The sequence below is a fragment of the Paraburkholderia sp. UYCP14C genome (assembly GCF_004197395.1).
Classification (GTDB): Bacteria; Pseudomonadota; Gammaproteobacteria; order Burkholderiales; family Burkholderiaceae; genus Paraburkholderia.
On record NZ_SELS01000182.1, the window covers coordinates 1 to 3,501 of the forward strand.

3 protein-coding genes are annotated in these 3,501 nt (G+C 59.2%); 1 reads left to right on the plus strand and 2 read right to left on the minus strand.

What is annotated here, in order from left to right:
• The first annotated feature begins 286 nt into the window (after positions 1-286).
• Entirely contained in the window at positions 287-682 is a 396-nt protein-coding gene (locus EVC45_RS43940; protein ID WP_129964273.1) for a hypothetical protein, read from the plus strand.
• Between the two features lie 80 nt (positions 683-762).
• On the opposite strand, the gene EVC45_RS43945 is transcribed toward EVC45_RS43940, so the two are convergent.
• Both EVC45_RS43945 and EVC45_RS43950 read right to left on the minus strand, forming a co-directional pair.
• Positions 763-1,479 carry a group II intron maturase-specific domain-containing protein gene (locus EVC45_RS43945; RefSeq protein ID WP_248295529.1) on the minus strand — a complete coding sequence of 239 codons (717 nt, stop codon included), beginning with the start codon at positions 1,477-1,479 and terminating at the stop codon, positions 763-765.
• A complete protein-coding gene (locus EVC45_RS43950; RefSeq protein ID WP_129964274.1) occupies positions 1,385-3,100 on the minus strand; it encodes a recombinase family protein in 1,716 nt (571 codons plus the stop codon). Before EVC45_RS43950 ends, EVC45_RS43945 begins: the two co-directional genes overlap by 95 nt.
• Positions 3,101-3,501: the final 401 nt, after the last annotated feature.

Below are 3,501 nucleotides of genomic sequence, written 5' to 3' on the forward strand. Positions count from 1 at the left end.
ATGAAGTAGAAGTAGTTTTGTCGGGCATTGCAACACCTTATACGAGATAAGTGTTGCACCTCGCTTTTGAGGCCGCCGTTCGATTTTCCGAATGTGGTCACTACGAACTTGGAGAGATTCCAGTCTAACGCCCCCGAGCGCCAATCCCTCGAAAAGACGTCTCATTCGTGCTCGATTCGCGTATAACCATGCTCGCCAACGACGACGCCTTGACTTTGCGCTGTAGTTGCGAAGATGAATCAACACCGCCTTCCCTTTTTCCATCCAACTGAAAAGGAATCCTCCCATGCGCAACGACGCTCCATCTTCGATCATCGTCCTGATTGTTCTCGCCATCCTTGGTGGTCTGTTCTGGATCTCGCGTTCTCTCGGAGCCAGCTTCTCATCGGTGTGCACCGCGGCGGTACCGATCCTGTTCTCGGCGGTGGTTGCTTTCGCAGCCTGGCGGTTTCTGGACGACTTCGCCCTGCCCCTCATCGCAGGCTTCTTCGTTATCGCGTGGCCGTCGATCTGGCCGGTGCTCGACAGCATCGCTAGCGGGGGTCGCGACACAGACGACCTCTTCCGGCCGATGAGCGATCCGCTCATCAACAGCGACTGGGTGAAATGGGGCGTCGAAGCGCTTTTCGTTGGTCTGCTCGCGGCCGCCATCTACGCGCGTCGCCGTCGCCGTTACTGTTGATCGGGATAGGGGTAGGCCTCGCGGCCCGACCCCTCCCACGCCACCGTGCGTACGGGTCCGTACACGGCGGCTCGGATCGGTTAACCGACTGGACCGACCGAGGGAAGTCCAAGAGAGCGTAGATACCGGTTTGGCAGTGCGAGACTCAGCGCGGGGCTACAACTAAGCCGCCACGCATTGTGCGGCGATCCAACGGTCTGGGCGGCTAGATCACGGCTAACCCCGCGGGCAGTCAGCTCCTTGAAACGGGTGCGGCCCCGCTTCCACTGCTTCCAGAAGAAGCAGCGAATACGGCGACGAATCCATTCATCGAGGCGCTTCAACACGCTTGGGGTTTCGCAGAAACCAAAGTAGCCACGCCAGCCAGTGAGGTACCGCTTCAGCGTACCAATCATCTGGTCGACGCTGATGCCTCGCGTGCGCTGTGTCAGTTCCCTGATCCTCTCCTTGGCGCGAGCCAGGGCCTTGGGCGCAATGCGCCGTTTGACCTGCTGCCGGTTTGAGAAGGTAAAACCAAGAAACTTCCGCGTGTGAGGTCGTGCGACCGCGCTCTTCGCCTCGTTGACCTTCAGCTTAAGCTTCCGGGTAAGAAAGGCTTTGAGGCCCATCATCACTCGCTGGCCAGCGCGTTCGCTACGTACGTAGACGTTACAGTCGTCGGCGTACCTCACGAAGCGCAGTCCGCGATGCTCAAGCAGCCGGTCAAGATCGTCGAGCAGCAGGTTGGATAACAGCGGCGAAAGTACGCCGCCTACAACGTTGCATACTTTTCGCTCCTTCGTCTGAATCGTTCGAATTTTCGTTGCCGCGAAGCGGCGGCTGCGGATCGACGCGGAACACAACGACGATTTCGTCCTTGTGGATTTCGACGCGCTTGACCAGACCAAGAACGATCCTGCGTTTGGCTTCAAGGTCAATTGCATCCAGCTTTTCATTGACGGCGGCTGCAAATTCCTCAAGCCGGTTAATGACGAGAAACAGCTCGCTTTGCATCGCTCCGTGGCGCCGTGACTCCTGGATCTGCTGTTCAATCTGTTCGAGCCGGCTCTTGAACTGCTGCATCCTTGGCTCGAAGTCGGCCTTGTCGATGATACCGTCGGCGTAGCTGTCGATCAGGCGCGATTTGCTCTTTTCGATCTGAAGCCGCTGCTTTTCCAGGCTGGCGGTATCGAAGCTGCGTCTGTCATTGCGTTCCATCACGTCCAGTCGACGTTCATACTCTTCTTTCAGTCGCTCTGGATGTCTGAGCAGTTCCACGACCTGATGCCATACCAGCTCGTCGAGCTTGTCCGTTCGTACCTGCGGGTTGTCGCAAATACGTTCGCCGCCGAACCGGAAGGCGTCGGTTCCAACGCAACGATAATAAGCGTAATCCCGCTGATGCCCTTTGGCTGCAGCCTTGCTCACTTTCTTCGCATAGAAGGCGTAACGGCAGTGTCCGCAAACAGTGAGTCCCTGCAGCAGGCGCAGCGGCGCGTTATCACGGCGCTGGCGTGCCAGCTTGCGGTTCTCGGCAAGCTGCTCCTGAACGATTTCGAACAGTGCTTCGCTAACGATCGCCGGCACAGGGATTTCGATCCACTGCTGACGGTCCGCACGTTTCGCTGAATACGGTTTCCTGGGCACGTCGGCGCTGTGGCGCTGGGCACGCACGCGCACCGGATGATCGCACACCTGCGTTTTGCCAAACGCAGCCCGTCCCATGTAAGCCGGATTGCGCAAGATGCCCCATACCACGCTGCGGTCCCAGTACGGCTTGCCCGATGCCGTCACGATACCCGCCTCGCCAAGCCGGCGTATCACGTCTCCGAGACTCAGGCGCTCCAGCCCAACCCACTCGAACATCGCCTTCACCGTGGCCGCCTGCGGCAGTTCGATGACGTACCGGGCAGGCGTCCCATCGAGCTGTCTTCGGATATAGCGGTATCCATAAGGCGCCCCTGACAGCACATTGACGGTACCGCGTCTCGCTCCGTGAAGCTTGCCGCGACGGTTACGCTCACCGATCTTTGCCCGCTCGTATTCCGCAATCATGCCTTGCATCTGCAGCAACAGCGACTCTTCCGGCGTCGTGCCAATAGCGTGATTGAGAAACACCACCTGTACGCCACACGAGGAAAGCTCTTCCAGCAGTAGCGCCTGGTGCGCATATTTGCGCGCCAACCGGTCTGGCGAGAGGATGTACAGTCGATCGATCGTCCCGAGCGCGGCCGCGTCGCGCAGTCGCTCCAGGTATGGCCTGACCAGCGTTGCACCGCTCACCCCAGCATCAACGAAGCACATGTCCTCCACAATCTGCGCTCCGTCGGCCTGAATTCGTTCTTTCAATGCAGCGATCTGGCTGTCTATCGTGCCGCGTTTGCTTTGCTGCTCGGATGACACTCGCGCGTAAAGCGCGACCATGGCAACGTTGCTCATCGTTTCCCTCGCTTCATAGCTTTCGCCGTTGCTGGCCTTGCATCCGATGCGCGCCTCGTGCTTCGGGCATCAATCGGACTGAGCTGATCGTAGGCCTTCTCCAGTTGTTCGCTGGAATAGCGGTTCGGCTCGAAAGCGAGACGCACTCGCCAGTGTTTGCGTCGTCCCCGTGTCATCGACTGGGCTCCCGGTTAGCGGGAGCAACGGCCTCAAGCACGAGAACCGCATTACTGGCAGGACATTCTCTGGACCATGGCGCCAGACACTCCCTCGATATGCGAAGGCCCCATCTTACCCGCGAGTTTGCTATGTTGTTGCCGGGGCTAGCGGACCGCCCTGCGGCGTGCCCTGTTCGCGCTGCTGGACCACGCCGCCATCCATGATGCCGCTGTTCAGATACG